Origin of the sequence: Parazoarcus communis SWub3 = DSM 12120 (assembly GCF_003226565.1) — a bacterium.
Lineage (GTDB): Bacteria > Pseudomonadota > Gammaproteobacteria > Burkholderiales > Rhodocyclaceae > Parazoarcus > Parazoarcus communis.
Map to the genome: position 1 here is coordinate 267,085 of NZ_QKOE01000005.1, position 25,376 is coordinate 292,460.

Here is a 25,376-nt window from a genome sequence, read left to right on the forward strand (position 1 = left end):
GCATGCTCGGATCATGGGGCTGCACGACAGGCAGTAAGGTCTCCCCTGCGGGCTTAAGCAAGCGTCCATTCCAGTCGCCTTGTCCAGGAAGCAGATTGTTCCTCACTGGGGAAATGCGATTTCCCCTGTTCTTCCGATTTCTCTGCCTTGTATCGTTGATCTGATAAATAAGTATTTAAAAACAGTCAGATAGAGATGCGGTTCGGGCTGGCATCGGACTTGCTAACTTGGATTCAAAAGGTCCCGACGATGAGCATAGATACCGAATACGCACGCTATATGGCCCAGCAGCTCGCCAGTTACGACATTGCGCCGATGCAGACCCGCATCAGCCGCAGTCAGTCGAATTACAAGGCGCGGCTCGATGCGGTCGCCAAGCTCGAGAGTGCCTTGCGTACCTTTCGAGACGCGATGCGTGACATCAAGGGCGGTACGACCGGCAGCATGGTGGTCAACAAAGCCAGCTTCAGCAGCGAAGGCTATGCCACTGCGACAGTGGGGAGCAAGGCTGTGGCTGGCAACTATCAGTTCTTTGTCGAACAGTTGGCCAGCGCACATCAGGTGGCGATCAGCGGGATTCAGGATGGCGACGTCAGTGCGCAGGGGTCGCTTGATTTGATGGTCGGTAGCGAGGGCTTTTCGGTATCGCTGTCGGACGCGGACACCGATGGTGACGGTACGCTGTCACTGGCAGAGCTGGCTTCAGCGATCAACGGTGCAACTGCCAATACGGGTGTGCGGGCGACGCTGGTTCGTAGTAATGGCAACGTCAGCCTGGTGCTGACCAGCGAGAAGACGGGTGCTGATCATGCCATTGGTGTCGCTACGAGCGGTACCAATCCGGCGGATACGGTTTTTCATGACGCGCTGGCCAACCGTCAGCAACTCTCCGAAGCACGTGATGCAAAGGTGCGCCTGGGTGGGGAAGGTGGCATGTTGCTGACCAACTCGGGTAATACCTTTGATGAGCTGATTGACGGTGTCACTTTGACCTTTACCCGTGCGCATGCGGCGGGTGATTCGCCGCTGAGCCTGGAGGTTGGTCAGGACAACACGGCAATGCAGGACAAGGCAAGGAAGTTCGTCAGTGCGGTCAATGCCCTGTTGAGTTCTGTGGCCTCGTTGACCGCAAGTGGTGGCGAAACCACCAGCCGTGGGGCGCTTGCGGGTGATGCGGGCACTCGCGCGATTCAGTCTCAGGTGAACCGGATCTTGCGCGAAACCTTTGCCGGTCAGCGCCTGACCGATTTCGGTGTCACCGCAGGACGTAATGGGTTGCTGACATTGGACACGGCAGCCTTCGAGAAGGCCGTGGCGTCCAACCCGGAAGGGCTCGACAAACTGTTCGCCTCCAAGGGCGGCATGCTCGAATCGCTCGACAAGACCGTTCAGATCTATACCTCAAGCACGAATGGCGTACTGGCCAACCGCAAGGAGTCGCTCAACGCGCAGCTCAAGCGACTCGATCAGCAATCGACCCAGCTCGACCAGCAGTACGAACGTTATTACACGCGATATCTGAGGCAGTACACCAGCATGATGCAGATCATGGCCTCGATGGAGCAGACCCAGGGAATGTTCTGATGAACGACTATTACATCGACAATGGCTTTGAGCAGTATCGCTCGGTGGATCTCGAGGCCCGGGCGGCCGCTGCCTCCCCCTATGAACTCGTTCTGGTGCTTTTTGACGGCTTGGTGGATGAGCTCGCTCGTGTGCGTGGGCATATCGAGGCCAAACGTTTTGAACACAAGGGTGCCTCGATCGAGAAGTGCATCAACATCCTCAACGGACTGAATGGCGTGCTTGACGTTGATCAGGGCGGAGAAGTCGTAGCGGGCCTGGCCCGGCTCTACGACTACTGCATCTATCGGCTTTCGGAAGTCAGCGTGTCCTTGTCCTTGCGCGAGCTCGATGAGGTCGTGGAGTTGGTCGGGACCTTGCGCGAGGGCTGGCATGGTGTCAATGCCGCACGCCAGTCATGAACTGCGTCAGCTGATCGTCTTGTGCGGGCGTTTGCAGCGCGCGCTTGAGGCTGATGACTGGACGCGTGTCGGTGAGCTCGACAGTGAGACTCGCAGTTTGCTGTGCGACATCGACGCCCTGCACGCGGATGGTCTGACGCCCAGTCCGGAGCTGCTGGCGGCACGCCGTCGTCTGGCCAGCATCCATGCCGAAGCAATGGAGCGATGCCGTGCCGAATGCGCCCGGCTTCGCGATGTACTGGCACGACATGTGGCACAGGCCGATGGTTGGGCGGCCTACCGGCAGTTGGACGGAATGACCGGGGAATGAGGTTTGTATGGTGAACGTTAGCGGATGGTCACAAAGCGCAGTACTGCCAATGCAGATTCACGGGAGCGACGGTGAGGCGGTGCTTGAGAACGTGCAGGAGGGCCTCGGGCTGAACTTCGAGCTGCCCGCGCTGGAGCTCATCCTTGGAGAGGTTGAGGCCGGGAGCACGGAAGCGCCGGCAGACCTTTCCTCAATGATGCTGTCTGCTGCGTCGCCAACCGTAGCGATCGATGCGCAGGCTGTAGCTGGCGAGGTCGTCGCAGACATCCAGCTTGTCGAGGTGGAGCAGGCTTTGCGGCAGTTTGACAGTCAGCAACTCATAAGCGTGGGTGTGCAGGCTGGCTCCGGGTGGGAGGCCACAGAACAGGCACTGCCGCAGGTGATTGCGACGGGGCGCCCTGATGTCGCACAGAATCCTGGACTGTGGCCGCTCCAGCGGGGGGGGGCTGCTCCGTCCTTCAGCTTGAGCGACGACCCAGTCATGGCTCGGGTGACGCCGCTTGAGATTCCGCAACTGATTGCCGCGGATACTGAGGGACAGTTCGAAAAGACGGTAACTGCAGAATCCCTGGCTGTTCGGTCATCTGCATCGCTTCCGGGCATTCCAGTGGTGACGGCTGGTTCGTTGGGCACCGTGAACGCCGGCGAGTTCGGTGATCCGCCGCGTGTGGCTCAGCTCGGCGATGCTCGATGGGGCGAGCAGTTTGTCCGTACCTTGCAGGAGCAGGTCCACCTACAGGTTCGTCAAGGCACGCAGACCGCAACCATCCGCCTTGACCCGCCCGAACTGGGGCAGGTCGAGATTCGTGTCAGCCACGAACAGGGGCGATTGCAGGTGCAGATTCACGCGGCTCAGCCTGATGTGGCCCGACTGTTGAATCTGATGGTGGATCGTCTGCGTTCGGACTTGCTCGCCCAGCAGTTCGAACAGGTGGACCTCAAGTTCGGCGGTGGGAGCGGGCAGAGCCGCGACGGGCGTGGCCGCGACGCGGACAGCAGATCTGATCCGGTGCTGGCCAACGTGCTTCCAGAGCAGGCCCACGAGGCACGTCAGACGCCACGTGACGACCTTCTAATCAGCGTATAGACCCGCCTCCGGGCGCCCTTTCTTCAATGTGAGCAAAAAAGCATGGCTATGCCACGGATTCTTCTGATCGTCCTGATCCTCAACACGCTGATCCTGCTGGGTAGCACTGGCTTGAACTACTACTTGCTGACGGGCGGGGCTTCGTCCGGGGCGCTTGCGGCACGTGCGCCGCAAGCGATTGCAGAGGCGCTGCCCGCAACGCCGGAATACCAGTTCTTCCCAATCGAAAAGATCATCGTCAATCTGCGTGGAAACCAGAACCGCGAGCACTACTTCGTGCTCGACCTGGCCCTGCAGGCGCCGCTGGGGGTGGACAAGCCGCGGATAGACCAGATCGAGCCCATTGTGCGCAACTCGGTCGTGGCCAGTCTGTCCGCGCTCAGTTTTCAGGAGTTGCGGGAAATGCCGATCAGCGAACTGCAGTCGCGCCTGGAGAGTGTACTTGCGGCGGATCTGGCCGAGCGTAAGCTGCCCCAGCCTTTTGCCAGTGTGCTGGTCAGCAAACTGATCGTACAGTGAGCCAGCGATCATGATGTGCTCGTCCGCCCCGGTTCTGGATCACGGCTTTGGCCCAGTCGGGCCGCCCCCCTTGAGCCCAGTGCAGGAGCAGCGCTATTTGCGCGACTACCTGCCCTTGGTGAAACGTATCGTCGGGCAACTCGCGCTGCAAGCCTCACAGGCCATGGATCGCAAGGACATGGAACAAATTGGCCTGATTGGCCTGCTTGAGTGTTTGCGACGCTATGGGGCGCCGGACGAGGGTTTTGGTCGCTTTGCTGCCTTGCGCGTACGCGGGGCAATCCTCGACGAATTGCGCCGAATGGATTGGCGTCCGCGTACGGTACGCCAGCAGGCACACAAGGTCCGGGATGTCGTCCGCGTGCTGCGCCGCGAGCTGGGTCGCGAGCCGACCGATGCAGAGGTTCAGGCCAGGGCAGGGCTGGATGATGAGGGCTATCTCGCTTTTGTGCAGGCCGAGGCATTCGAAGAGATCGAAAGCCTCGACGCGATCCTGCAGGATGGCCATGCGCAGTTCAGTGATGGTGGCCGCTCGCTGGAAGACGCATTCGTGGATCGCCGCACGCTGGAGCAGGCGCTGGCCCGGCTTGACGAGCGTGAACGCCTGATCCTGACCCTCTACTACCAGCACGAACTCACCCTCAAGGAGATCGCGTTGGTACTGACCGTGACCGAAGCGCGGGTCTGCCAGCTGAGCAAACAGGCGCTGGCAAAGACGCGTGCCTTTCTGACTGAATCATAATGATCGAGACATCATGCTGAAGATACTGGGTTCCTTCATCATCCTGGCCGGTGTGCTGGGTGGATATTCGATGGCCAATGGCGATCTGGGCATGCTCTGGCAGCCTGCCGAGGGCATCATCATTCTCGGGGCGGGTATTGGCAGCCTGATCGTGGGGAATCCCAAGGAGGTGCTGATTGAGATGCTTCACCAGATCAAGGGTGTCTTTGTCTTCAAGCGTCGTGCCGAGGAGTTCCAGCGCCAATTACTGATGCTGCTTTACGAACTGCTGGAAACCGTCGAGGTGGGTGGCTTGAAGGCGCTGGACGAGCATATCGAGGATCCGGAGAACAGCTCGCTGTTCAACAAGTATCCCTTGATCAGTCAGGAGCGTAATCTGATGGCCTTCATCGCGGACAACTTCCGCCTAATGGCGATGGGCAAGATCAGCGCTCATGAGCTTGAAGGCTTTCTGGAGCAAGAGCTCGATGCCATGGAGCATGCGCTGATGCAGCCGTCGCGCTCGCTCTACAGCGTGGCCGAGGCGATGCCGGGTTTCGGCATTCTGGCGGCGATCATGGGCATCATCATCACGATGGGGCACATCGACGGTTCGGTTTCCGAGATCGGCCACCATGTTGCCGCCGCGTTGGTAGGAACCTTCATCGGCATCTTCTTCTGTTATTGCCTGATGGGGCCGCTGAGCACCGCAATGGGGCAAAGGGTCAAGACCGAGCTGTCCGCACTCGAGTGTGTGCGCACCACACTGGTTGCCCACCTTGCCGGCAAGCCGACCTTGCTTGCGGTTGATGCCGGTCGCAAACTGATCGAGCAAGATGTCAAGCCTGCCTTCAAGCAGCTGGAGATCTGGGTCAACGAGTATGAGGAAGGGCGGGACGCAGCATGAGCAGGCGTGGCAAGGGCGGTGATGACGAAATCACCATCATCAAGCGTCGTGTCAAGAAAGGGCATGGCGATGCACATGGTGGTGCCTGGAAAGTCGCCTTTGCCGACTTCACCATGGCGATGATGGCCTTGTTCATGGTGCTGTGGATCGTTCAGCCACAGGCGCGTCACGAAATGCCTGGGCGTTCAGAGCATCTGGCAAACCCGATTCTGGATGGTGGGGCCGGGATATTCGATGGCACCAGTGCCATGGCGGTGGATTTGGGCGGAGTGCCCATGCCAGGGCCGGTCGATGCGCCTGAAAAGCGCGAGGGTGAGCAGGAGATCGAGAACCCACAGGGCGCGCGTGGGCACGCTGGTCTGGGGGAGCTGGCCGAACTGGCTCGCACTTTGTTGAAGCTGGCTGGCGACTTTGATGCGCTGGCCAATGTAGAGGTCCAGGTCGTGCCACAAGGCCTGCGCATCCTGATCCGTGATGAGGGTGACCGGCATATGTTCCGCCGTGGCAGTGCCGTACTGGAGGGGCAGTTCGAAGCGCTGCTGGCCGCTTTGTCGGCCTTGCTGGTACAGGTGGATAACAAGCTGGTGATCAGTGGCCATACCGACTCGACCCCTTATGCAGGGCGCTCTGCCTACGACAACTGGAATCTGTCGGGTGATCGTGCCCTGCGTGCCCGACTGGTGATGGTCAATGCCGGTATGCCACCAGGCAAGGTGTTGCAGGTTTCCGCGCAGGCCGACGGCATGCCCTTGTTGCCGCAGGACACGACGAACGGCGCCAACCGGCGGATTGAGTTGCTGGTGCTGACCGAGCAGGCTGAACGTCTGTATCAACAGCTGTTCGGTACCAATGCGCCACGCGCAAGTTTCGGCAGGGATGGTGCGCGCTACCTTGAAGGGGTCGAAGCGCAGCCCCAGCCCTGACGTGCGGCATTCTCAATCAGCGAGCCTCGACAACGGGGCAGAATATCTGGCCGGTCTCAAGGGCATACAGGCAGGGGCCGCGCCGGATGAGCTGAATACGGGCGCCGCTACGCTGCCCATATAGCATGCCGAAGATCATGTCGTCGTCGAGGGTTCCGGACAGTTGCTGAACCGATCCGGAGTCCACAAGCAGATACACGCCACCACGGGTACTGATGGTGCCCGAATGCTCAAGTACGGTGTCACCTTGCCGCGTCACAGCATGAAAGTGCTGGCCAGTGATGCGAAGGAGGTGTGTCGCCTCGATGAGCCGTCCGTCCGCGAGCAGGATCTGCCCCTGCGACTTGTAATAGCCGTTCTTGAGCGGCGGATCGTAGAACTGGCGATGGAACAGCGCTGCAGCCAGGGTACCTGTTAACACCACCAGAAGCGCCGTCCCGATCGCGCGACGTGTCAAGGACACGCCATGCCGTCTCAGGATAGACATTTGCGCAGATGGTCCTCCGAGAGGCCGTCTAGTTGGCTGCGATGTAGCAGTAGCCAAGATACTGGTTGGTGTGCACGTTCGCAGTAGAGTTCGAAGTAGTTGTCTCGGCGACCGAACGTGATTCGGACGCCGTCTCCCGCGCTGGTGGACAGGCGTTCGACGAGTTGTCGGATATGGCGGGCTCCCGCTTCCAGTTCGGGCGTGTCCCGCACATCAACGATGACTTCTATCCTGCCGTGTTCAAATGCGATCGAGGGGGTGGGTGCAGGCGAGGGTGACTGAAGGATGAACAGGCTTGCTGCAAGCGCACATGCGAGCGAGATGAACGCACCTGGCCACATCCATGCAGGCAGGACCCGCCGTTGCAGGATGGCTGGATGAGGCGAAGTGAGGGTACTCAGCGGAGGTTGCGGCATCGGCGCAGGCGTTGGGTTGGGCGCCGACGTTGCCTGCTGCTCCAGAAAGCGGGCGTTGAACTGATAGCCCCGGCGAGGCACGGTCTGGATGACTTCGCGCCCGCTTTCGTCACCCAGGACCTGGCGCAAGGCGTAGATCTGCTGATTGAGGCTGCCTTGGCCGACGACGCGTCCGGGCCAGGCGTACTCCATCAGGTCCTCGCGTGACACAACCTCGCCAGGGCATTCAAGCAAGCGTTGCAGCAGGCGGCTGCCAGCATAGCCCAGGTCGATGCTCTTGCTGTCTTCACCCTGGCCCTGGGTCAGACGGTACAAGGCGGGATCGAAGGCGAAGCACTTGCCTGCCGGACCAAAGCGAATTCGGATGATCTTGTCATCACTGCTTGGATCGTGGGCGGGCAGCGCATCGAGTGCTGCGTCCATGAAGAAAGGGCTCGGAATGGTGTGGTGCGGCAAAGTGTAACCGCATATGAGAGTAATTACGATAGCCCCCCTGTGGAGAGGGCGATTGAGATTGAGTCCGAGCGTACTCAATTCACATTTCACGACGTGAACGGAAAAAAGGCCCACCTTACTATGGTGGGCCTTGACGCCTTGCTCCCTGCGAAATTAGCCGAGCAGGGACATGACCAGGCCGGGCATCTGACCGGTTTGCTTGAGCATGGCGATGCCGGACTGCATCAGCATCGAGTTCTTCGTCATGGCCGCGCTTTCCTTGGCGATGTCGGCATCCTTGATGCGCCCGGTGGCGGTCTCGGTGTTGTCCTTCATGTTGGCCAGGTTGTTGATGGTGTGGTTCAGGCGGTTGATGTTGGCGCCAAACTGCGCGCGCAAGGCACCGACGGCATCCAGTGCGGTTTCCAGCTCGTCCATGGCGCTGGCGGCGTTGGTGGCATCGTCCAGCGTTTCGGCCTTGACCGTGGTGATGGCCGTATTGACCTCGCCGAGTTCGGTGGCAGCGTTGAACGATAGGGTTTCGGCGCTGCTGGCTCCAATCTGGAACGTGATGGCCGCGGTGAACTTTCCGCCAGCAGCAAACAGTGCGTCGCCTGCATACTTGGTGTTGCTGACGATGTTGGTCAGTTCGTTGCCCAGTTCGTCGTACTCGGCCTGGAGCGCGGTACGGTCGTCGTCGCTGTTGGTGTCGTTGGCGGCTTGGGTGGCCAGATCCTTCATGCGCTGCAGGATGTCGGTCATCTCGTTGAGTGCGCCCTCGCCAGTCTGCAACAGGGAGATCGAATCGCTGGCGTTGCGCATGGCCACGTCCATGCCGCGCGACTGGGCGGTGAGGCGGGTGGCGATCTGCAGGCCGGCAGCGTCGTCGGCGGCCGAGTTGATGCGGAACCCGGTACCCAGGCGTTGCTGGTTGGTACCCAGGGTGTTGTTGGTCTTGCCCAGATTGGTCTGAGTGACCAGCGAGGCGTAGTTGGTATGAATCGAGAGTGCCATGATGGAATCCTCTGCAGTAAATGGAAAACGTGCCGGGTGACTGCTATGACCAGATAGGGCGACTGTTCCGGGCTAGGACTTAAATGGACGGTGCGCCGACCTGGTCCTGTGTTCAGCCGAGCAGGGACATGACCAGGCCGGGCATCTGGCCGGTCTGCTTGAGCATGGCGATGCCGGATTGCATCAGCATCGAGTTCTTCGTCATGGCCGCGCTTTCCTTGGCGATGTCGGCATCCTTGATGCGCCCGGTGGCGGTCTCGGTGTTGTCCTTCATGTTGGCCAGGTTGTTGATGGTGTGGTTCAGGCGGTTGATGTTGGCGCCAAACTGCGCACGCATGGCGCCGACCTCGTCTAGCGCGGTCTCCAGCAGGGTGATGGTGGCGCCTGCCGTTGCGTTGGTTGCCGTGTCAGGGTCGTCGGTCGACGCGATCTCGGTGCCGGCCGTACCGTCGTCGTAGGCACTGGATGCGGCGGCGAGTGCACTGGCGAGGGTGCCGAGGGCGGTGCCGACATCGAAGGAGAGGGTTTCGGACGAGCTCGCGCCAATCTGGAAGGTCGCCGCGTTCTCGAACTTGCCGCCGGTACCGTCGGTGTTGGTGCCGTCGCTGAACAGGTTCTCACCGGCATACTTGGTGTTCTTGACGATGTTGGCCAGTTCCTTGCCCAGTTCGTCGTATTCACTTTGCAGTGCGATCAGGTCGGCGCCGCTGTTTGTGGCGTTGGCGCCCTGGGTGGTCAGGTCCTTCATGCGTTGCAGGATGTCGGTAGCCTCGTTGAAGGCGCCTTCAGCGGTCTGCAGCATCGAGATCGAGTCGCTGGCGTTGCGCATGGCCACGTCCATGCCGCGCGACTGGGCGGTGAGGCGGGTGGCAATCTGCAGGCCGGCGGCGTCGTCGGCGGCGGAGTTGATGCGGAACCCGGTACCCAGGCGTTGCTGGTTGGTGCCCAGGGTGTTGTTGGTCTTGCCCAGGTTGGTCTGAGTGACCAGTGAGGCGTAGTTGGTATGAATCGAGAGTGCCATGATCTGACCCTTAGCGGTTGGTCGCGAGAGCCGGCGGATGTCGCCTGCTGAGTGCGAAGGGCGACCGCGTCCAGGATCGACTTAAATCGAATGGCGTTGAATGTGAGTCGCGTCAGGGCTGGATCAGGGTAGAGGCAATGCCGGGTTCCACGATGCGTGCGTCCACTACCTTGTTGCTGGCGAGGTTACGAACCTTGATGGTTTCCCCGACATGGCCGTCGGCCAGTGCCTCGCCCAGGGTCGTGGCCGCAACGCCTTGGTCCTGCGCCACCAATCGGATCTGCTGGCCCTTACGTACCGGCAAGGGGGCATCCAGCAGGTTGGGTGTCAGCACCTGGCCAGCGCGCAGTCTGCGCTTGGCAACCATGCCGATGGCTTGGTCGGCGGAGGTCAGGAAACCACGTTGTGCCCGACTGACGTTGATGGTTTCCTCGGTGAGGTGGCGAGCCTCGATGGTCTGGCCGCGATCCACTGATGTTGCGACTGTCTGCACCGCAAGGGCGATGTTCTGCTGAGTGCTGACGGTCAGGCTCCAGCCTGGGGTGTCTGGACAGCGGACGTCCAGGCGCAACCTGTCCAGCGGTGAGGGCCGGGCACTGGTCTGCACGATCTCCAGCGGAGTCGAGCATCGTGGCAGTCCGTCCGGGTTGCTCAGTGGTGTCATCGTCAGGTTGTGACGCACCTCGCGCCAGCCCTCCTTGTGTGCTGTTTCGGCAATCAACGCGCCGACATGGGCGCTGACTGCCGTTTCGATCTGCTGACGGGCGCCTGCTTCGGCTGCGACTGGAACGGGCAGCAGGGTGGCGACCATGCTCAGCGCAACCAAGAGGTGACCGGGTCTCAGCTCTGGTTCCTTGCGGAAGGCGGAAACAGGATTTCCCCTTTTGGATTGCCGGCGGCCCGAACGCGGAAAGTCAGATGCGCCGTAGTGTCTGAGCATGGGTTTAAATCGCTTTAAATTCAATTGGATATGAATTATATCCAGGTCTGGCACGAACCCTGCTGAGACAGCACTGGCGCGCACGAGGCGCGGTCCATAACGGCAAGGCGTTCAAGCAATGAGTATACCGGTTGAACAATCCCTGAGCGTCCATGTGCGGGCGCTGGAGCTGCGCATGCAACGCAGTGAGATTCTTGCGGCCAATCTGGCCAATGAGGGAACCCCCGCATTTCAGGCGCGAGACATCGACTTTTCCCGAGAGATGCAACGGCTCGGCTCCGGCATGTCCGGTTTACCCGATGCTGCGCCCGAGTTGATGTACCGCGTTCCGGCACAGGCCTCGCTTGATGGCAACACGGTCGAGTTGAATGTGGAACAGGCCGAGTTCTCACGCAATGCCATGGATTTCCAGACCAGCCTGACATTTCTGACCATGAAGTTTCGTGGTCTTAAGCAGGCCATTGAGGGGCAGTGATGTCATTTGATTCGATCTACCGTATTGCCGGTACGGCAATGAATGCCCAGACAGTCCGGCTCAACACCATCGCCAGCAATCTGGCCAACGCGGAATCTGCCGCATCCAGTGCCGACTCGGTGTATCGGGCACGCAAGCCGGTCTTTGCCGCGGTGTACGAGAACGGCGAGCTGACCCGGCCGCTCGGAATGGGTGGGGCGCATGTACAGGTGCTGGACGTGGTGACGACAGGGCGTGAGGTGCCGCAGCGCTATGAGCCAGGCAATCCGCTGGCCGACGCGAACGGCTATGTCTATTACGCAGATGTGAATGCGATTGAAGAGATGACCGACATGATGTCTGCATCACGCTCGTTCGAGACCGGGGTGGAGGTGCTGAACCGGGTCAAGAGCATGCAGCAGGGTTTGCTGCGACTGGGAGAGGCGTGATGTCGACGGTATATGACAGCACCTCGACCAGCAGCCAGTCCTCAAGCTCGACCGGTGCGGTGATGCAGGCAGCGGACCTGAGCGATGCGCAGCAGGTGGAAAACACTTTCCTGACTTTGCTGACCGCACAGATCAGCAACCAGGACCCCACCAACCCGCTGGATAGCACGCAGATGATGAGCCAGTACGCGGCGATGGCCCAGGTTCGCAGTATGGAGAACATGGCCTCGATGACTCGCAACAATATGATCCTGCTTGACAATCTGCAGATGCTGACGGCGGCCGGACTGGTTGGCAAGACCGTGACGGTGGAGGCGGAGTCGGTGCAGGTCGGCGAGGGGAGGCTGACCGGTATGCTTGATCAGCGTTATGCGTCCAATGACAGCGTCGTCCGTCTGACCAGCGCTGCCGGTGTCGTGACGGAAGTTCGTCTGGGTGGGCAGGCACCGGGGCTGGTTCCTTTCGATATTGATCCGCTTGCGCTGGGGCTGGCGCCAGGCAGCTACCAGATCGAGGCACTGACTGACGGCGGGGAGTATCCGGCAGTGCGCGTGGCTGGCGAGGTGGATAGGGTACTGGTCAGTCAGCAGGGGCCGGTGCTTGAGGTCAGCGGGATCGGTTCAGTGCCCTTCTATCAGATCGCCGCATTTGGCCAGACACCCTGAGTCGCAGTCGGTCCTGCGCTTCGCGCCCCCCCATCCAGATCGAATATCTCATTACTTCGGAGGTCTATCCTCATGAGTTTCAATATTGCACTTTCCAGTCTTCAGGCGGTGACCGAGCAACTCGGCACGATCAGCAACAACATTGCCAACGCGGCGACCACTGGTTTCAAGTCCTCGCGAACCAACTTCGGCGCACTGTATGCCGAGTCTCAGGCGATTGGGGTGGAGGTGATCGGCCAGACTCAGAGCATGACGCAGAATGGCACGCTATCGACCACCGGGCGCACACTGGATGTGGCCATCGCTGGTGGGGGCTTTCTGATCATGCGCTCGGGTAACGGTGAGCAGGTCTTTACCCGGGCGGGTGTGCTCAATACCGACGTCAATAATTATCTGGTGAACGCGTCGGGTTTCCGGGTGCAGGGCTATCCGGTCGATGCCGATGGCAATCTGCAGACCGGCGCGCTGGGCGACATTCAGTTGCAGAACGGCAACCTGGCGGCCAAGGCGACCAACTCACTGGCTTTCATTGCCAACCTTGACGCCAACGAGTCGGTGCCGGCAGTGGTGCCGTTCGATGCTGCAGATGCTGAGTCCTACAATTCCACCTACACCACCCGGGTTTACGACTCCTTGGGCATTGAACACACGCTGACCCAGTACTTCGTCAAGACTGCTGACAACCAGTGGGATGCGCATTACTACGTGGACGGCGCTGCCCTTGGGGTGACTCAGGCGATCGAGTTCAGCACCGGCGGCGTACTGACCACTCCGGTAGGTCCGGCGACGGTGAACTTCACTCCGACTGGCGCAGATCCGATGACGGTGGCGCTGGACTATACCGGTAGCACTCAGTTCGGCTCCAACTTCCTCGTGACCCGCAATGCGGCCAGCGGCTATACCGCGGGCGAACGGACCGGACTGGCAATCGAGTCCAATGGGCAGATCTATGCAACCTATAGCAATGGTCAGCGCATGCTGCAGGGGCAGCTCGTGTTGGCCAACTTTGTCAACTTGCAGGGGCTAAGCAATGCCGGCGGCACCGCGTGGACCGAGACCGAAGATTCCGGCGCAGCGCTGGTCGGCGTGCCAGGCACCGGTCAGAACGGGTCGATCAGCTCGGGCACGCTGGAAAGCTCCAACGTCGATCTGACCCAGCAGTTGGTGGGGCTGATGGAGGCGCAGCGCAACTATCAGGCGACTACGCGGGTGTTGAGTACCGGTAAGGAGCTCAACCAGGTCCTGTTCAATGCCATCTGAGGTCGGTCGTGGATAAGCTCGGCTATACCGCAATGACTGCAGCGGCACGCACGATGATGTCGCTGCAGGTGCAGGCCAACAACTTGGCCAACGTGAATACCGCCGGCTTTCGAGCCGATATGGATAGTGCCGAGGCGGTGGCTGTGGAAGGCTACGGCTATGACAGTCGGCATCTTGTGACGACGCGTGGCGTCGGCGTGGACATGCGTCCGGGTGCGGCGATGCAGACCGGGCGGCCGCTGGATGTTGCCATCGCCGGCAATGGCTTGATCGCCGTCGAAACCGCCACCGGCGAGGCCTACACCCGCAATGGAGCGATGCAGCTGGATGCCGACATGACGCTGACCATTGGCGGTCGGGCAGTGATTGGTGACGGTGGTCCGATTGTGCTGCCTGCGCATGACCGGATCGAAATCGCTCCGGATGGCACGATCAGCGTGCTGGCACGGGGTGAGCAGGAAATGGCGGAGGTCGGTCGGATCAAGCTGGTCAATCCTCCTGCGATTGAGGTGAGCAAGCGACTGGATGGTCTGCTCGGGCGGACTGACGGCCGGCCCTTCGTGGTGGACGACGCGGTGCGTCTGCAGTCCGGATATCTTGAGTCGAGCAATGTTTCCGCGATCGAACAATTGACCACGACGATGAGCCTGAGTCGCCAGTTTGAGGCGCAGGTCAAGATGATGAAGGCGGCCGAGGATCTGTCCTCCGCCGGCAACCGCATGCTGCGTGGCAGTTAAGGGAGTCCTGAAAATGAGTTCTGCATTGTGGGTGAGCAAGACCGGTCTGGCGGCTCAGGACAAGGCGTTGGCAACCGTGGCCAACAATCTCGCCAATGTCAATACCGTGGGCTTCAAGAGCGATCGGGTGGTGTTTGAGGATCTGTTCTACACCATTGAGCGTCAGCCGGGTGCGCAGGCTGACCAGGTCAATACCGTACCGTCCGGCATTCAGCTTGGCAGCGGTGTGCGGGTGGCGGGCACGCAGAAGGTGTTCACCGAGGGCAGCATGCAGACAACCGGGCAGCCGATGGATCTGGCGGTTCTGGGCTCGGGTTTCTTTCAAGTTGAGTCGCCAACGGGTGAGGTTCTGTACACCGAAAACGGCCAGCTGCAGCTCAATGCTGAAGGCATGCTTGTGAACACCCAGGGTTTGCCGCTGGTTCCAGCGATCGAAGTGCCTGCGGGCAGCAGCCGCTTTACCGTTGGTAGCGACGGGGTGGTGACTGCGGTGCTGGCAGGAGAGACCCAGCCTGTGGAACTGGGCCAGATCAGGTTGGTGAACTTCGCCAACCCCGGTGGGCTGGAGGCCTTGGGCGGCAACTTGTATCGCGAGACGATTGCCAGCGGTGAGCCGGTCGAGGGCGCACCGGGTGAGGATGGCCTGGGGCAGATCAAGCAAGGTGTGCTTGAAGGCTCGAACGTGCAGGTGGTGGAGGCAATGGTTTCAATGATTGCCATCCAGCGGGCCTACGAGTCGTCGGCGAAGGTGCTGGATGCGGCCTCGGGTATGCAGCAGTTCCTCAATCAGACGGTCTGATGAAATGAAGGTTTTCGTATTGCTGATGGTGTCGCTGTTGCTGGGGGGGTGCCAGCCCTATGGGCTGCTGTCCCCAGACGACTCCGCGTTGTACGAACCGCCCGAGCCCCGGATCGAAGTGCCTCAGGCGACCGCTGGTGGTTTGCTGCGCGCCGGTCAAGGCAACTCCCTGGTCAGGGATCGCCGCGCTGGCCGTCTGGGCGATATCGTCACCGTCCTGCTTAATGAAGCGACGCAATCGAGCAAGAGCGCAGGGACTTCATTCGATAAGAGTTCGGATCTGTCTGTCGGTATTCCGAACGTGCTTGGCAAGCAGTACGACCGGCTGGAGAGTTCGGCATCCGCTTCACGGGGTTTCGAAGGCACGGCCAGCAGCTCACAGCAAAACGTGTTGCGTGGATCCATTTCAGTGGTGGTGCACAGGGTGTTGCCGGATGGCACGCTGATGGTTAGGGGGGAGAAGGTGCTGCAACTCAACCAGGGTGACGAGATCATCCGCCTCAGCGGGCTGGTGCGTCCGGACGATATCGATCGCCACAATCAAGTGTCCTCGCAGCGGGTGGCCAATGCCCGGGTGTCCTACGCTGGGCGTGGTGCCCTGGCCGACAGCAATGCGGCCGGCTGGCTGACCCGATTCTTCAACAGTCCGTGGTTCCCGTTATGAAGCCGAATCGCATCCGCCACGTCATGATGACCATCGTCATCGGATTGTTTGTCTTGAACAGCCATGCGCAATCCGGTCGTACAGCTGCACGCGCTGCGCCGGTGCAGGCCGACCGCTCGGCCTTGATGGACCTGGTCGACGTCGAGGGCATTCGGGACAACCAGCTGGTTGGGTACGGACTCGTCGTCGGGCTTGATGGTACCGGTGACCGCGGTCAGGTACGTTTTACCGGGCAGTCAGTGGCGAACATGCTGCGTGAGTTCGGTGTCAGTCTGCCACCGAACATCAACCCCAATCTCAAGAACGCGGCCGCGGTGACGGTAACCGCGACCATGCCGCCAGGATATAGCCCTGGGCAGACGCTGGACGTGAGCGTGTCTTCACTTGGCGATGCCAAGAGTTTGCGTGGCGGGCAGTTGCTGATGACGCCGTTGCGCGGGGTGGATGGCGAAATTTATGCACTGGCGCAGGGAGATCTGGTTGTGGGCGGGGTCAATGCTTCAGGTGCCAGTGGCTCAAGCGTGGCGGTCAATAGCTCCAATACCGGCCTGATTCCCAACGGTGCGACGATAGAACGCATGATTCCGAGCGATTTTGCTGAACGTCCGGATGTCATGCTGAACTTGCGGCGACCAAGTTTTCAGACGGCAAATGCAATCATGGATGAGATCAACACGCGTTTTGGGGCCGACACGGCGGTTGCCCTCAACGCAACAAAGGTCTCGGTGCGCGCGCCGTACGACAGTTCGCAGCGTACTGCCTTCATGGCGCTCTTGGAGAACATGCAGGTGGCGCAAGGCCGTAGCCGGCCGCGTGTGGTGTTCAACAGCCGGACGGGTACCGTTGTCATTGGTCAGGGGGTAAAGGTGAAGGCTGCCGCGGTTGCGCATGGCAGCTTGACCGTGACAGTCAGTGAGACCCCGCAGGTCAGCCAGCCAGCGCCGTTCTCCCGCCAAGGAGAGACGGCGGTGGTGCCACGCAGCGATGTATCCGTGAGTCAGGACGTGAAGCCGATGATTCAGTGGCCCGAGGGCGCGAATCTGGAAACCATCGTCAATACGGTAAACAGCCTGGGGGCAAGCCCGGATGACATCATGAGCATCCTGCAATCGCTCGAGCGCGCCGGTGCGCTCAATGCTGAACTGATTGTGATGTAGGAGTTGGGCGGGCGATGAACGTGCATTTTCTTTCAGCCGCGCCGGCACGTCTGCAGGGCGAGGTGTCGGTCGGGCGTAACCGGCTGGAGGCAGTGGCCGAGCAGTTCGAGGCAATGTTCTTGCGTCAGTTGCTCAAACAGATGCGTAAAGCCAGTGATGTATTGGGTGCCGATAATCCGATGCGTAGCCGTTCGCTCGATACCTTGCGCGATATGCAGGACGATGCGCTGGCCGACGAGCTTGCGGTCAGGCGCCAGACGGGCATAGCCGACATGATCGTGCGTCAGCTGACGGGTGAAGGGGCGCCGGTGGCGCCGGCACCCGCTCCGCTCGCAGTGGCGACAATGCCGCGCATGCAGGCCAGTGTGGTACAGCCACTGGCAGCCACCTGGCGGCGTGGTGCGGAAGGCGCGATGCGGGTCTGGGAGCAGGGCAGTCGTGCTTTTCGGGCACTGGTCGATAGTGTGATTGCTCATGAGTCCGGCGGGCGGATCGACGCGGTTTCTCCGCGGGGGGCGCGCGGGCTGATGCAATTGATGCCAGCCACTGCGCGCGAAATGGCACAGGCGTTGGGGTTGGAGTATGACGAGCCCCGCCTGTTGTCCGATCGTGAATACAACAAGCAATTGGGCACGGCCTACCTGGGTAAGATGCTTGAACGTTATGAGGGTGCCGGCCCTCTCGCGGTGGCTGCATACAATGCCGGGCCAGGCCGGGTGGACGAATGGCTGCAGCGTTTTGGTGATCCGCGCAGTGGTGCGATCGGCGTCGCGGAATGGGTCGAGCGTATTCCCTTCAAGGAAACCCGCGACTACACCCGCAGCATACTGGATGGCCTGCGTGGTCAGGGGCTTGAGCCGGGTGGAGAGTCGAATATGGCGAGGCGTGCACTGGGTGGCGGGCTTTCTGCTGATCGGTTTAAGCCCAGCGTGCATTCGGTCGCCCTGACTTCAAGAACAGATGCCGGTGCGCCCCGTTCGGCGGCTTTTGCCCAGAGCGTGCGCATCGTAACCGAGGACTTGTCGCAATGACCATGCTGAGCCAGATAGCCTATTCCGGACTGCACGCCACCCAGCTGGCACTGAGCGGGACGGCCCACAACGTTGCCAACGTCAATACGCCAGGGTTCAGTCGTGTCGGGACAGTGATGGGATCAACGCCGGGCTATGGCGGACTGAGTGCCGGTGGGGGGGTGCAGGTGGTAGGCATCCGACGTATCTCCAGCGACTTCTACAATCACCAACTGTGGCGCGCGACCTCTGAGAAGTCGTATCACGACAACACCCAGCAATACCTCAGTGCATTGGAAGGGGTGATGGCAGGCGATGGGGCCAGTATCAGCGTGGGGCTGGATCGCTTCTTCGCTGCGCTGAGTGAATTGAGTACAACGCCCGAGTCGACTGCGCTACGCCAGCAGGTGGTCTCCGAGGCAGGAAATCTGGCGGCGAGATTCAATCTTCTGGCAGGTAATGTCGATGCGCAGGTCCGCTCCTTGCAAGCACAGCGATCGGCCATGGTCGATGGTGCCAATCGCTTGATGAGCAATGTTGCCGCGCTCAATCAGCAGATCGTTGAGGTCGAGTCGGTGGGGGGGGACTCGAAGGCGCTGCGTGATCATCGCGACATCCTGGTTCAAGATCTCAGCACCTACGCCAGCGTCAGGGTGCTCGAGGCACAGGATGGCTCGATCACGGTGTCTCTCGACAATGGTCAGCCTCTGGTGGCGGGCAGTTTGGCCAGCACGCTGGAACTCGCCACCTTGCCATCGGGTGATCAGGCGCTGTCGCTGGCGTTTTCGACGACTCAGTTTCCGCTGCAGCAATCGCGACTGGGCGGAGCTCTGGGCGGTTTGCACAGGGTCGAGCAAGGTTCGTTGAAGTCCGTCCTGAATAACCTGCACGATATGGCGTCGGCCCTATCCCAAACGGTCAACGATACCCTGGCGACGGGTTATGACTTGAACGGCAATCCGGGCGCCGCCTTGTTCAGCTATGACCCGAGCAGCATCACCGGCATGTTGTCGGTTCAGCCGCTGTCGGCTGCCGACCTGGCCTTATCTGGCGTAGCCGATGAGGTTGGCAACAATGAGGTCTTGCTGCAATTGCTCAAGTTGGGGCAGACCCCGTTGACGGTGGCCGGCAACCTGGTCACCTTGAATGAAGCCTATGCGGCCATGTTGGGTCGGGTGGCCAGCGACAGCCGTCAGACTCAGGCCGATCTGCAGTCGGCGACGACTGTGCAGGCGCAGGCGCAGGCGCGACGGGATTCGGTCAGTGCGGTCAACCTGGACGAAGAGGCGGTGAATCTGCTGAATTTCCAGCAAGCCTATCAGGCCAACATGAAAATCATCACCACAGCGAACGCGCTGTTCGATGATCTGCTCGCCGCCTTCTGAATCCTATATCTCCGTCCCGTCCTTGCCTGGAAGCCATGATGCGTATCACCAATGCCCAGATAGCCGCCATGATGCATGGCTCAATGAACTCCAATGCCGCCCGGCTGGGGCAGCTGATGCAGCAGATGGCGACCGGTCAGCGCATCATCCAGCCTTCCGATGATCCGGTAGCCAGTGTGCGGGTGTTGCGCCTGCAGCGCGAGGAAGCCGGTATTGCCCAGTATCGGACCAATATCCAGACGGTATCGGGCAGCCTGTCAGTGCAGGAAACCAACCTCACTGCGGCTTCGGACACCTTGCTCAACCTGCGGGATCTGCTGGTGTGGGCGGGCAACGACACCAATGGTGCGGACGAACTGCGGGCCATGGCCGAGGAGATGAGCAATATTGAATCCACCTTGGTCAGTTTCCTGAACGTGCGTGATACCGAGGGGCGCTACCTGTTGTCAGGCACCTATAGCGACCGTCCGGCCGTGAGCTTCGACAGCGTGAGTGGTACGTACAGCGTCACCGGTAACGATCGGCACCGGCAGGCGGCGGTAGCCACGGGTGTGCTCATTGATGAGAACGTCACGGTCATGGAGGTGCTGGGACCCGGAGCGGATTTCCTCAACGAGATTCACACCCTGGTGTCAGTGCTTTCGGACCCCGCCCTCGATGCAAACGATCCTGTGGTCAAGGGGCAGGTGCGTGGCGCGCTTGACGCGCTCGATGCAGTACATCGCAAGCTACTGGTGCAGGTTTCGGAGTTGGGGGGACGGCAGAACATGCTGACCCTGCTGGATGAGAGTCAGGGCGACACCTCGGTGGTCAACCAGGGCATCGAGGGGGCGCTGACCGCACTGGATTACGCGGGGGCTTCGATCGATCTGAATGAGTACAAGCTGGCGGTACAAGCGACACAGCAAACGTATTTGAAGATCAATCAGCTGTCGCTGTTCAACTTGTTGTGAGCGGGAGCAGGGAATGAAGATCGACAAGGCGCCGTCCGCGGTCAGCGCGGTTGATCCGCAGACAAGGCGGCAGCCGGTCCGGCGTGAGCTTGCTGAGCCGGACGAACGCCCTCAGGCTGAGACGGGTGAAGGTGGGCAGAGTGCATTCCAGGGGGCGAAGCGCGCTGGGGGCTACAGCGTTCAGCTCAATCGGCAACTAACCTCAATGCAGTCGGCCGAGCGCTTCCTGGCCGATCTCGGCGCGCGTCTGCGTCAGCTGAAACTGGCGTTGAGCCAGCAGATTTCGGCGGGGAGGCAAGGGCTCGGGCGCTCCGAGCATGCCATCCGCACCGCACTCGACGAGACTAACGCATTGTTGGAGGACCGTTCGGGTGCCAGTGCGGGTAGTCTGGATGCCTCGCTGCGATTGAGCCTTAACGAGCCGGTGCGGACCCGCTTTTCCATTGATGCGCTGACCTCACCCGAACAGCTGCGTGCGGCAGGAAGTGAAACGCTGGTGTTTCGGCTGGGCAACATGCAGGCCGAGCCGATGGTGGTGGCGATTGATGAAAGTTCGAGTGACGAGCAGATCCTGCGTCGCTTCAATACCGCGTTTGCCCCTGCTGGCATGCGCGCCGAACTGGATGTTCACGGCAATCTGCGTTTCAGTATCCGCGAGACCGACTGGCAGCGCCATGGCGGGCGGGTTGGCGTGCAGGGCGAGGGTGGGTTGTTGCCATCGAAGGCCGCGTTTGTTGCTGTGCATGAGGAGCGCCTGCTGGATCTGCCCGCATTGGAGTCGCTCGACTCCGAGCAGTCAATGCGCAGCTTGCTCGATGCTGTGGTCAAGACCCTGGACAGGATTGCCCGGCTCGAGGACCAGATTGCACAGCGTAAGAACGAAATCCGGGCTTTTCTTGCTCGCCACACCGATGCGGATGAACAACGCTGGGCCCAGGACTATGCTCAGAAGGTGTTCGGTCTCATGCAGGGCGCCAGGTCCGACTATGCGGCTGTGACCCAGGCGATTGTCTCGCAGGCTAATCTGAACCGTTTCGCGGTTGTCAGCCTGCTGTCCTGATACTGCCGAAACTACACTGCCGGAGCCGTGATCGCACCGGAATACACCATGGACTGGACACTGGGTCGCTTCTGTTACATGCTCATGAAACAGGTTAACCTGCAAATCAAGGAATGGGCGGCAGAGGTAGCGATGGTCTATGTGCAGCGGGACAAGAACGGGCTGTTGTTGCGGGTCGAGGCTGAGCCCTTCGATGGGATGACCGATACGCTCGCGGTTGAAAGCGAAGAGCTTGCGCGCTGGTTGGCAACCAAGGAAGAAGTCCACAACCGCTTGTCGCGTCTGAAGGAAACCGATCTGGATATGGTCAGGGTGCTGGAGGATGTGGTGATCGTGTTGATTGACCGTGGCTTGATCAGTTTCGAAGATTTGCCGCTTGCAGCACGGCGCAAACTGGACGAACGCGCCCTTGCACGTGCTGATCTCGAAGGCCTGGTGGGGGTTGTTACCCAGAGTGTAAGGGACTGTCGCCAGGGCGATTGATTTGGGGGCATCAAGCTCCGCACCCCGGGAGTTCAAAGGCTTCATTTAGCATGACGGCCCGTGCGGAAGCGCTTCCGCACGGGCCGTCATGCTGCATCGAGGCCGGCCTACTTCTTGCGCATCGGCGGCAGGTCGGTGCAACTGCCATGTGCCACTTCAGCCGCCATGCCTACCGTTTCGCCCAGGGTGGGATGCGGGTGAATGGTCTTGCCGATGTCCACCGCGTCGGCACCCATTTCGATCGCCAGGCATACTTCGCCAATCATGTCGCCAGCGGATGGGCCGATGATGGTGCCGCCGATCACACGATGGCTTTCGGCGTCGAAGATCAGCTTGGTGAAGCCGTAGTCGGCACCGTTGGCGATTGCGCGACCGCTGGCCGCCCAGGGAAACTTCGCGACCTCAACCTTCTTGCCTTCAGCCTTGGCCTGTGCTTCGGTGTAGCCGACCCATGCCACCTCCGGATGGGTGTAGGCAACGCCGGGGATCACGGTCGCATCAAATGCGGCCTTCTGGCCGGCGGCCACTTCGGCGGCGACGTGAGCCTCATGCACCGCCTTGTGGGCGAGCATGGGTTGGCCGACGACGTCGCCAATGGCGAAGATGTGCGGCACATTGGTGCGCATCTGAGCGTCCACCGGGATGAAACCGCGTTCACCCACGATGACGCCCGCCTTGTCGGCGCCGATCTTCTTGCCATTGGGTGAGCGGCCCGCAGATTGCAGGATCATGTCGTAACGTACCGGCTCGGTCGGCGCGCCTTCACCTTCGAACTTCACGTAAAGGCCATCGTCCTTCGCCTCGACGGCGACGGTCTTGGTCTTGAGCATGATCTTGTCGAAGCGGTGGGCGTTCTGCTTCTCCCAGACCTTGACTGCGTCGCGGTCCGGACCCTGCATCAGTCCATCCATCATCTCGACGACGTCGATACGTGCGCCCAGCGTGGAGTACACCGTCGCCATTTCCAGGCCGATGATGCCGCCACCGATGACCAGCATCTTGCCCGGCACCTGGCGCAGCTCGAGCGCGCCGGTGGAGTCCACAATGCGCGGGTCGCGCGGGATGAAAGGCAGGTGCACCGCGGCAGAACCGGCGGCAATGATGCATTGCTTGAACCTGACGACTTTCTTCGCGCCGGTCTTGTCCTGGCTGCTACCGGTGGTCTCTTCGACCTCGATGTGATGCGGGTCGAGGAAGTGGCCGTAACCGCGGATGATATCCACCTTGCGCGCCTTGGCCATGCCCGCCAGGCCACCGGTCAGCTTGCCGATGACGCCGTCCTTGTGCTTGCGTAGCGCGTCGACATCAATGGTCGGTTTGGCAAACTGGATCCCGGCGGTGTCGATATGTTCTGCCTCCTCGATCACTGCAGCGACGTGCAGCAGCGCCTTGGACGGAATGCAGCCGACGTTCAGGCACACGCCACCCAGGGTGGCGTAGCGCTCGATGATGGCCGTCTTGAGACCGAGGTCGGCGGCGCGGAAGGCCGCGGAATAGCCGCCGGGGCCCGCGCCCAGCACGACCATGTCGTATTCGACATCCGCACTGCCGCCGTGGCTGGCGGCGCTGGGCGCGGCAGCGGGGGCTGCCGGCGCCGGACTGGCTGTGGGCGCGGCTGCAGCCACAGAGGCACCGGCAGCGGCCGCTTCCACCTTGATCAGCACTGCACCCTCGCTGACCTTGTCGCCCAGTGCAACCAGTACCTCCTTGACTACGCCAGCGGCCGAGGAGGGGACGTCCATGGTGGCCTTGTCGGATTCCAGCGTGCAGATGGCATCATCCACCTTGATGCTGTCGCCGGGTTTGACGAACAACTCGATGACTGGAACCGCGTCGAAGTCACCGATATCGGGGACTTTTACTTCAACGATCTGACTCATGGTGCGGCCTCCTTACAGCATGACCCGACGGAAGTCGGCCAGCAGTTGAGCGAGATAGACGTTGAAGCGGGTGGCGAGCGCACCGTCGATGACGCGGTGATCTGCGGTCAGCGACATCGGCAGGGTGAGGCGCGGCACGAACTGCTTGCCATCCCACACCGGTTTCATCACCGACTTGTTGACGCCGAGGATGGCGACTTCGGGTGCGTTGACGATGGGCGCGAAGTAGGTGCCACCAATGCCGCCCAGCGACGAGATGGTGAAGCAGGCGCCGGACATGTCGGCGGGGCCGAGCTTGCCGTCGCGTGCCTTCTTGGCCAGCGAGCCGGTCTCAGCGGCAATGTCGAACACGCTCTTCTTGTCGGCATCCTTCACCACCGGTACCACCAGGCCATTGGGGGTATCGGCTGCGAAGGCGATGTTGAAGTACTTCTTGTAGACCAGGTTGTCGCCGTCGAGGCTGGTGTTGAACTCGGGGAATTCCTGCAGCGCACGTACCGAGGCCTTGATGATGAAGGCGAGCATGGTGAGCTTCTTGCCGGACTTCTCGAACTCCTTGTTCATCTGGACGCGGAAGGCTTCCAGATCGGTGATGTCGGCATCCTCGTGATAGGTCACCGCCGGGATCATCGCCCAGTTGCGGGCGAGGTTCTGACCGGAAATCTTCTTGATGCGGGAGAGCGGCTTGACCTCGACTTCACCGAACTTGGAAAAATCGACCTTGGGCCAGGGCAGCAGGTCAAGCCCGCCACCCAGACTGCCGACGGCGGCTGCGGCCGGGGTCTTGCCCGGTACCACACCCGTACTCATCGCGCCCTTGATGAAGGCAGTGACGTCTTCTTTCAGGATGCGGTTCTTCGGGCCGCTGGCCTTGACCTGGGCGAGGTCGACCCCGAGTTCGCGGGCGTAGGCGCGCACCGACGGGCTGGCATGCACCTTGCCACCCAGCTTGACTGCAGAGGGGGCTGCGGAGGCGCTCGGAGTGGCAGCGGGGACCGACACCGGCGCTGCGGCGGGCGCTGCAGCAAGCGGTGCAACAGCGGCAGGTGTCGCCACTGAAGCGGGCGCACTGCCGGCAGTCTCGACCTTGATCATGACCGTACCTTGCGACACCTTGTCGCCGAGCTTGACCAGCACTTCCCTGACCACGCCGGCGGTCGAGGAGGGGACATCCATGGTGGCCTTGTCGGATTCGAGCGTGGCGATGGCATCGTCGACCTTGATCGTGTCGCCGACCTTGACGAACAGCTCGATCACCGGCACGTCGGAGAAATCGCCGATATCAGGGACGGTGACGTCAACCACGCCCCCTCCTGTGGCGGCTACCGGCGCGGCTGCGGCTGCCGGGGCCGGCGCTGCGACAGGGGCTGGTGCAGCTGCAGGCGCGGCAGAAGGTGCAGCGGCGGCCGCGCCAGCTGCCTCGACCTTGATCATCAGACTGCCCTGCGACACCTTGTCGCCGACATTGACCAGGATTTCCCTGACCACGCCAGCGGCGGAGGAGGGCACATCCATGGTGGCCTTGTCGGACTCCAGCGTGGCGATGGCGTCGTCGACCTTGATGGTATCGCCGACCTTCACGAACAGCTCGATCACTGGCACGTCGGAGAAGTCGCCGATGTCCGGAACCTTCACTTCAATCAATTGGCTCATGT

Annotated in this window: 28 protein-coding genes; 21 read left to right on the plus strand and 7 right to left on the minus strand. The window is 61.1% G+C overall.

Annotated features, from left to right (window positions below):
* Positions 1 to 249: 249 nt before the first annotated feature.
* The 8 genes from fliD to DNK49_RS09820 are packed head-to-tail and all read left to right on the plus strand — an operon-like array spanning position 250 to position 6,452.
* Positions 250 to 1,584: a flagellar filament capping protein FliD gene (fliD, locus tag DNK49_RS09785; RefSeq protein ID WP_110524149.1), complete on the plus strand. Its 1,335-nt coding sequence runs from the start codon at positions 250 to 252 to the stop codon at positions 1,582 to 1,584.
* The gene (gene fliS / locus DNK49_RS09790; RefSeq protein ID WP_110524150.1) at positions 1,584 to 1,985 is read left to right on the plus strand and encodes a flagellar export chaperone FliS; all 402 of its coding nucleotides are present in this window, start codon (positions 1,584 to 1,586) and stop codon (positions 1,983 to 1,985) included. Before fliD ends, fliS begins: the two co-directional genes overlap by 1 nt.
* Positions 1,957 to 2,295, plus strand: coding sequence for a hypothetical protein (locus tag DNK49_RS09795; protein ID WP_207806936.1), 339 nt, complete (start codon positions 1,957 to 1,959; stop codon positions 2,293 to 2,295). The genes fliS and DNK49_RS09795 overlap by 29 nt, the downstream gene beginning before the upstream one ends.
* Positions 2,296 to 2,344: 49 nt before the next feature.
* A complete protein-coding gene (locus tag DNK49_RS09800) occupies positions 2,345 to 3,382 on the plus strand; it encodes a flagellar hook-length control protein FliK (protein ID WP_165843299.1) in 1,038 nt (345 codons plus the stop codon).
* 42 nt (positions 3,383 to 3,424) lie between these two features.
* On the plus strand, positions 3,425 to 3,901 hold the full coding sequence (locus DNK49_RS09805) for a flagellar basal body-associated FliL family protein (protein WP_110524153.1): 477 nt from the start codon (positions 3,425 to 3,427) through the stop codon (positions 3,899 to 3,901).
* A gap of 10 nt (positions 3,902 to 3,911) precedes the next feature.
* A complete protein-coding gene (locus DNK49_RS09810) occupies positions 3,912 to 4,643 on the plus strand; it encodes a FliA/WhiG family RNA polymerase sigma factor (protein ID WP_207806937.1) in 732 nt (243 codons plus the stop codon).
* A 13-nt stretch (positions 4,644 to 4,656) separates the two neighbouring features.
* On the plus strand, positions 4,657 to 5,529 hold the full coding sequence (motA, locus tag DNK49_RS09815; protein WP_110524154.1) for a flagellar motor stator protein MotA: 873 nt from the start codon (positions 4,657 to 4,659) through the stop codon (positions 5,527 to 5,529).
* Positions 5,526 to 6,452 (plus strand): OmpA family protein, encoded by a 927-nt coding sequence (locus DNK49_RS09820; protein ID WP_110524155.1) that lies wholly within the window; start codon positions 5,526 to 5,528, stop codon positions 6,450 to 6,452. Before motA ends, DNK49_RS09820 begins: the two co-directional genes overlap by 4 nt.
* A 16-nt stretch (positions 6,453 to 6,468) precedes the next feature.
* On the opposite strand, the gene DNK49_RS09825 is transcribed toward DNK49_RS09820, so the two are convergent.
* The 5 genes from DNK49_RS09825 to flgA all read right to left on the minus strand — a co-directional run bounded on the left by DNK49_RS09825 (position 6,469) and on the right by flgA (position 10,636).
* The gene (locus DNK49_RS09825) at positions 6,469 to 6,939 is read right to left on the minus strand and encodes a hypothetical protein (protein ID WP_133255101.1); all 471 of its coding nucleotides are present in this window, start codon (positions 6,937 to 6,939) and stop codon (positions 6,469 to 6,471) included.
* Positions 6,927 to 7,778: a transcriptional regulator gene (locus tag DNK49_RS09830; protein ID WP_110524157.1), complete on the minus strand. Its 852-nt coding sequence runs from the start codon at positions 7,776 to 7,778 to the stop codon at positions 6,927 to 6,929. The genes DNK49_RS09825 and DNK49_RS09830 overlap by 13 nt, the downstream gene beginning before the upstream one ends.
* Before the next feature lie 186 nt (positions 7,779 to 7,964).
* Positions 7,965 to 8,804, minus strand: a complete 840-nt coding sequence (gene lafA / locus DNK49_RS09835) for a lateral flagellin LafA (protein ID WP_110524158.1) — start codon at positions 8,802 to 8,804, stop codon at positions 7,965 to 7,967.
* 112 nt (positions 8,805 to 8,916) lie between these two features.
* Complete coding sequence (gene lafA / locus DNK49_RS09840; protein WP_110524159.1) at positions 8,917 to 9,825, minus strand: lateral flagellin LafA; 909 nt, start codon at positions 9,823 to 9,825, stop codon at positions 8,917 to 8,919.
* 112 nt (positions 9,826 to 9,937) lie between these two features.
* Positions 9,938 to 10,636 (minus strand): flagellar basal body P-ring formation chaperone FlgA, encoded by a 699-nt coding sequence (flgA, locus tag DNK49_RS09845; RefSeq protein ID WP_165843300.1) that lies wholly within the window; start codon positions 10,634 to 10,636, stop codon positions 9,938 to 9,940.
* A gap of 247 nt (positions 10,637 to 10,883) precedes the next feature.
* Here flgA and flgB point away from each other — a divergent pair, with 247 nt between their 5' ends.
* The 13 genes from flgB to DNK49_RS09910 all read left to right on the plus strand — a co-directional run bounded on the left by flgB (position 10,884) and on the right by DNK49_RS09910 (position 21,841).
* Positions 10,884 to 11,240 (plus strand): flagellar basal body rod protein FlgB, encoded by a 357-nt coding sequence (gene flgB, locus DNK49_RS09850; RefSeq protein WP_110524161.1) that lies wholly within the window; start codon positions 10,884 to 10,886, stop codon positions 11,238 to 11,240.
* On the plus strand, positions 11,240 to 11,668 hold the full coding sequence (gene flgC / locus DNK49_RS09855; protein WP_110524162.1) for a flagellar basal body rod protein FlgC: 429 nt from the start codon (positions 11,240 to 11,242) through the stop codon (positions 11,666 to 11,668). The genes flgB and flgC overlap by 1 nt, the downstream gene beginning before the upstream one ends.
* Positions 11,668 to 12,333, plus strand: coding sequence for a flagellar hook capping FlgD N-terminal domain-containing protein (locus DNK49_RS09860; protein ID WP_110524163.1), 666 nt, complete (start codon positions 11,668 to 11,670; stop codon positions 12,331 to 12,333). Before flgC ends, DNK49_RS09860 begins: the two co-directional genes overlap by 1 nt.
* A 72-nt stretch (positions 12,334 to 12,405) precedes the next feature.
* On the plus strand, positions 12,406 to 13,593 hold the full coding sequence (flgE, locus tag DNK49_RS09865; RefSeq protein ID WP_110524164.1) for a flagellar hook protein FlgE: 1,188 nt from the start codon (positions 12,406 to 12,408) through the stop codon (positions 13,591 to 13,593).
* Positions 13,594 to 13,601: 8 nt separating this feature from the next.
* A complete protein-coding gene (locus tag DNK49_RS09870; RefSeq protein ID WP_110524165.1) occupies positions 13,602 to 14,330 on the plus strand; it encodes a flagellar basal body rod protein FlgF in 729 nt (242 codons plus the stop codon).
* A 13-nt stretch (positions 14,331 to 14,343) separates the two neighbouring features.
* Complete coding sequence (gene flgG, locus DNK49_RS09875) at positions 14,344 to 15,129, plus strand: flagellar basal-body rod protein FlgG (protein WP_110524166.1); 786 nt, start codon at positions 14,344 to 14,346, stop codon at positions 15,127 to 15,129.
* A gap of 4 nt (positions 15,130 to 15,133) precedes the next feature.
* Complete coding sequence (flgH, locus tag DNK49_RS09880; protein ID WP_110524167.1) at positions 15,134 to 15,793, plus strand: flagellar basal body L-ring protein FlgH; 660 nt, start codon at positions 15,134 to 15,136, stop codon at positions 15,791 to 15,793.
* Entirely contained in the window at positions 15,790 to 16,950 is a 1,161-nt protein-coding gene (locus DNK49_RS09885) for a flagellar basal body P-ring protein FlgI (RefSeq protein ID WP_165843301.1), read from the plus strand. The genes flgH and DNK49_RS09885 overlap by 4 nt, the downstream gene beginning before the upstream one ends.
* A 14-nt stretch (positions 16,951 to 16,964) precedes the next feature.
* The gene (locus DNK49_RS09890) at positions 16,965 to 17,981 is read left to right on the plus strand and encodes a lytic transglycosylase domain-containing protein (protein WP_110524168.1); all 1,017 of its coding nucleotides are present in this window, start codon (positions 16,965 to 16,967) and stop codon (positions 17,979 to 17,981) included.
* Positions 17,982 to 17,983: 2 nt separating this feature from the next.
* Positions 17,984 to 19,345: a flagellar hook-associated protein FlgK gene (gene flgK / locus DNK49_RS09895; protein ID WP_207806938.1), complete on the plus strand. Its 1,362-nt coding sequence runs from the start codon at positions 17,984 to 17,986 to the stop codon at positions 19,343 to 19,345.
* Positions 19,346 to 19,380: 35 nt separating this feature from the next.
* Positions 19,381 to 20,298, plus strand: a complete 918-nt coding sequence (gene flgL / locus DNK49_RS09900) for a flagellar hook-associated protein FlgL (RefSeq protein ID WP_207806939.1) — start codon at positions 19,381 to 19,383, stop codon at positions 20,296 to 20,298.
* A gap of 13 nt (positions 20,299 to 20,311) precedes the next feature.
* On the plus strand, positions 20,312 to 21,358 hold the full coding sequence (locus tag DNK49_RS09905) for a hypothetical protein (protein ID WP_110524171.1): 1,047 nt from the start codon (positions 20,312 to 20,314) through the stop codon (positions 21,356 to 21,358).
* Positions 21,359 to 21,406: 48 nt separating this feature from the next.
* Entirely contained in the window at positions 21,407 to 21,841 is a 435-nt protein-coding gene (locus tag DNK49_RS09910; protein ID WP_207806940.1) for a hypothetical protein, read from the plus strand.
* Positions 21,842 to 21,948: 107 nt separating this feature from the next.
* Here the strand turns inward: DNK49_RS09910 and lpdA are convergent, their stop codons facing one another.
* Entirely contained in the window at positions 21,949 to 23,721 is a 1,773-nt protein-coding gene (gene lpdA, locus DNK49_RS09915; RefSeq protein ID WP_110524172.1) for a dihydrolipoyl dehydrogenase, read from the minus strand.
* 12 nt (positions 23,722 to 23,733) lie between these two features.
* Entirely contained in the window at positions 23,734 to 25,374 is a 1,641-nt protein-coding gene (aceF, locus tag DNK49_RS09920; RefSeq protein WP_110524173.1) for a dihydrolipoyllysine-residue acetyltransferase, read from the minus strand.
* Positions 25,375 to 25,376: the final 2 nt, after the last annotated feature.

Coding starts and splice junctions, on each gene's coding strand:
- DNK49_RS09905 (WP_110524171.1), top strand. CDS start 20,312: ATGAAGATCGACAAGGCGCCGTCCGCGGTCAGCGCGGTTGATCCGCAG.
- DNK49_RS09820 (WP_110524155.1), top strand. CDS start 5,526: ATGAGCAGGCGTGGCAAGGGCGGTGATGACGAAATCACCATCATCAAG.
- flgA (WP_165843300.1), bottom strand. CDS start 10,636: ATGGTCGCCACCCTGCTGCCCGTTCCAGTCGCAGCCGAAGCAGGCGCC.
- DNK49_RS09810 (WP_207806937.1), top strand. CDS start 3,912: ATGATGTGCTCGTCCGCCCCGGTTCTGGATCACGGCTTTGGCCCAGTC.
- DNK49_RS09860 (WP_110524163.1), top strand. CDS start 11,668: ATGTCGACGGTATATGACAGCACCTCGACCAGCAGCCAGTCCTCAAGC.
- flgH (WP_110524167.1), top strand. CDS start 15,134: ATGAAGGTTTTCGTATTGCTGATGGTGTCGCTGTTGCTGGGGGGGTGC.
- flgL (WP_207806939.1), top strand. CDS start 19,381: ATGATGCGTATCACCAATGCCCAGATAGCCGCCATGATGCATGGCTCA.
- flgC (WP_110524162.1), top strand. CDS start 11,240: ATGTCATTTGATTCGATCTACCGTATTGCCGGTACGGCAATGAATGCC.
- lafA (WP_110524158.1), bottom strand. CDS start 8,804: ATGGCACTCTCGATTCATACCAACTACGCCTCGCTGGTCACTCAGACC.
- DNK49_RS09830 (WP_110524157.1), bottom strand. CDS start 7,778: ATGGACGCAGCACTCGATGCGCTGCCCGCCCACGATCCAAGCAGTGAT.
- motA (WP_110524154.1), top strand. CDS start 4,657: ATGCTGAAGATACTGGGTTCCTTCATCATCCTGGCCGGTGTGCTGGGT.
- lpdA (WP_110524172.1), bottom strand. CDS start 23,721: ATGAGTCAGATCGTTGAAGTAAAAGTCCCCGATATCGGTGACTTCGAC.
- fliD (WP_110524149.1), top strand. CDS start 250: ATGAGCATAGATACCGAATACGCACGCTATATGGCCCAGCAGCTCGCC.
- DNK49_RS09890 (WP_110524168.1), top strand. CDS start 16,965: ATGAACGTGCATTTTCTTTCAGCCGCGCCGGCACGTCTGCAGGGCGAG.
- DNK49_RS09910 (WP_207806940.1), top strand. CDS start 21,407: ATGGACTGGACACTGGGTCGCTTCTGTTACATGCTCATGAAACAGGTT.
- flgG (WP_110524166.1), top strand. CDS start 14,344: ATGAGTTCTGCATTGTGGGTGAGCAAGACCGGTCTGGCGGCTCAGGAC.
- lafA (WP_110524159.1), bottom strand. CDS start 9,825: ATGGCACTCTCGATTCATACCAACTACGCCTCACTGGTCACTCAGACC.
- DNK49_RS09805 (WP_110524153.1), top strand. CDS start 3,425: ATGGCTATGCCACGGATTCTTCTGATCGTCCTGATCCTCAACACGCTG.
- flgK (WP_207806938.1), top strand. CDS start 17,984: ATGCTGAGCCAGATAGCCTATTCCGGACTGCACGCCACCCAGCTGGCA.
- aceF (WP_110524173.1), bottom strand. CDS start 25,374: ATGAGCCAATTGATTGAAGTGAAGGTTCCGGACATCGGCGACTTCTCC.
- DNK49_RS09825 (WP_133255101.1), bottom strand. CDS start 6,939: ATGTCTATCCTGAGACGGCATGGCGTGTCCTTGACACGTCGCGCGATC.
- DNK49_RS09795 (WP_207806936.1), top strand. CDS start 1,957: ATGGTGTCAATGCCGCACGCCAGTCATGAACTGCGTCAGCTGATCGTC.
- DNK49_RS09885 (WP_165843301.1), top strand. CDS start 15,790: ATGAAGCCGAATCGCATCCGCCACGTCATGATGACCATCGTCATCGGA.
- DNK49_RS09800 (WP_165843299.1), top strand. CDS start 2,345: ATGCAGATTCACGGGAGCGACGGTGAGGCGGTGCTTGAGAACGTGCAG.
- flgE (WP_110524164.1), top strand. CDS start 12,406: ATGAGTTTCAATATTGCACTTTCCAGTCTTCAGGCGGTGACCGAGCAA.
- fliS (WP_110524150.1), top strand. CDS start 1,584: ATGAACGACTATTACATCGACAATGGCTTTGAGCAGTATCGCTCGGTG.
- flgB (WP_110524161.1), top strand. CDS start 10,884: ATGAGTATACCGGTTGAACAATCCCTGAGCGTCCATGTGCGGGCGCTG.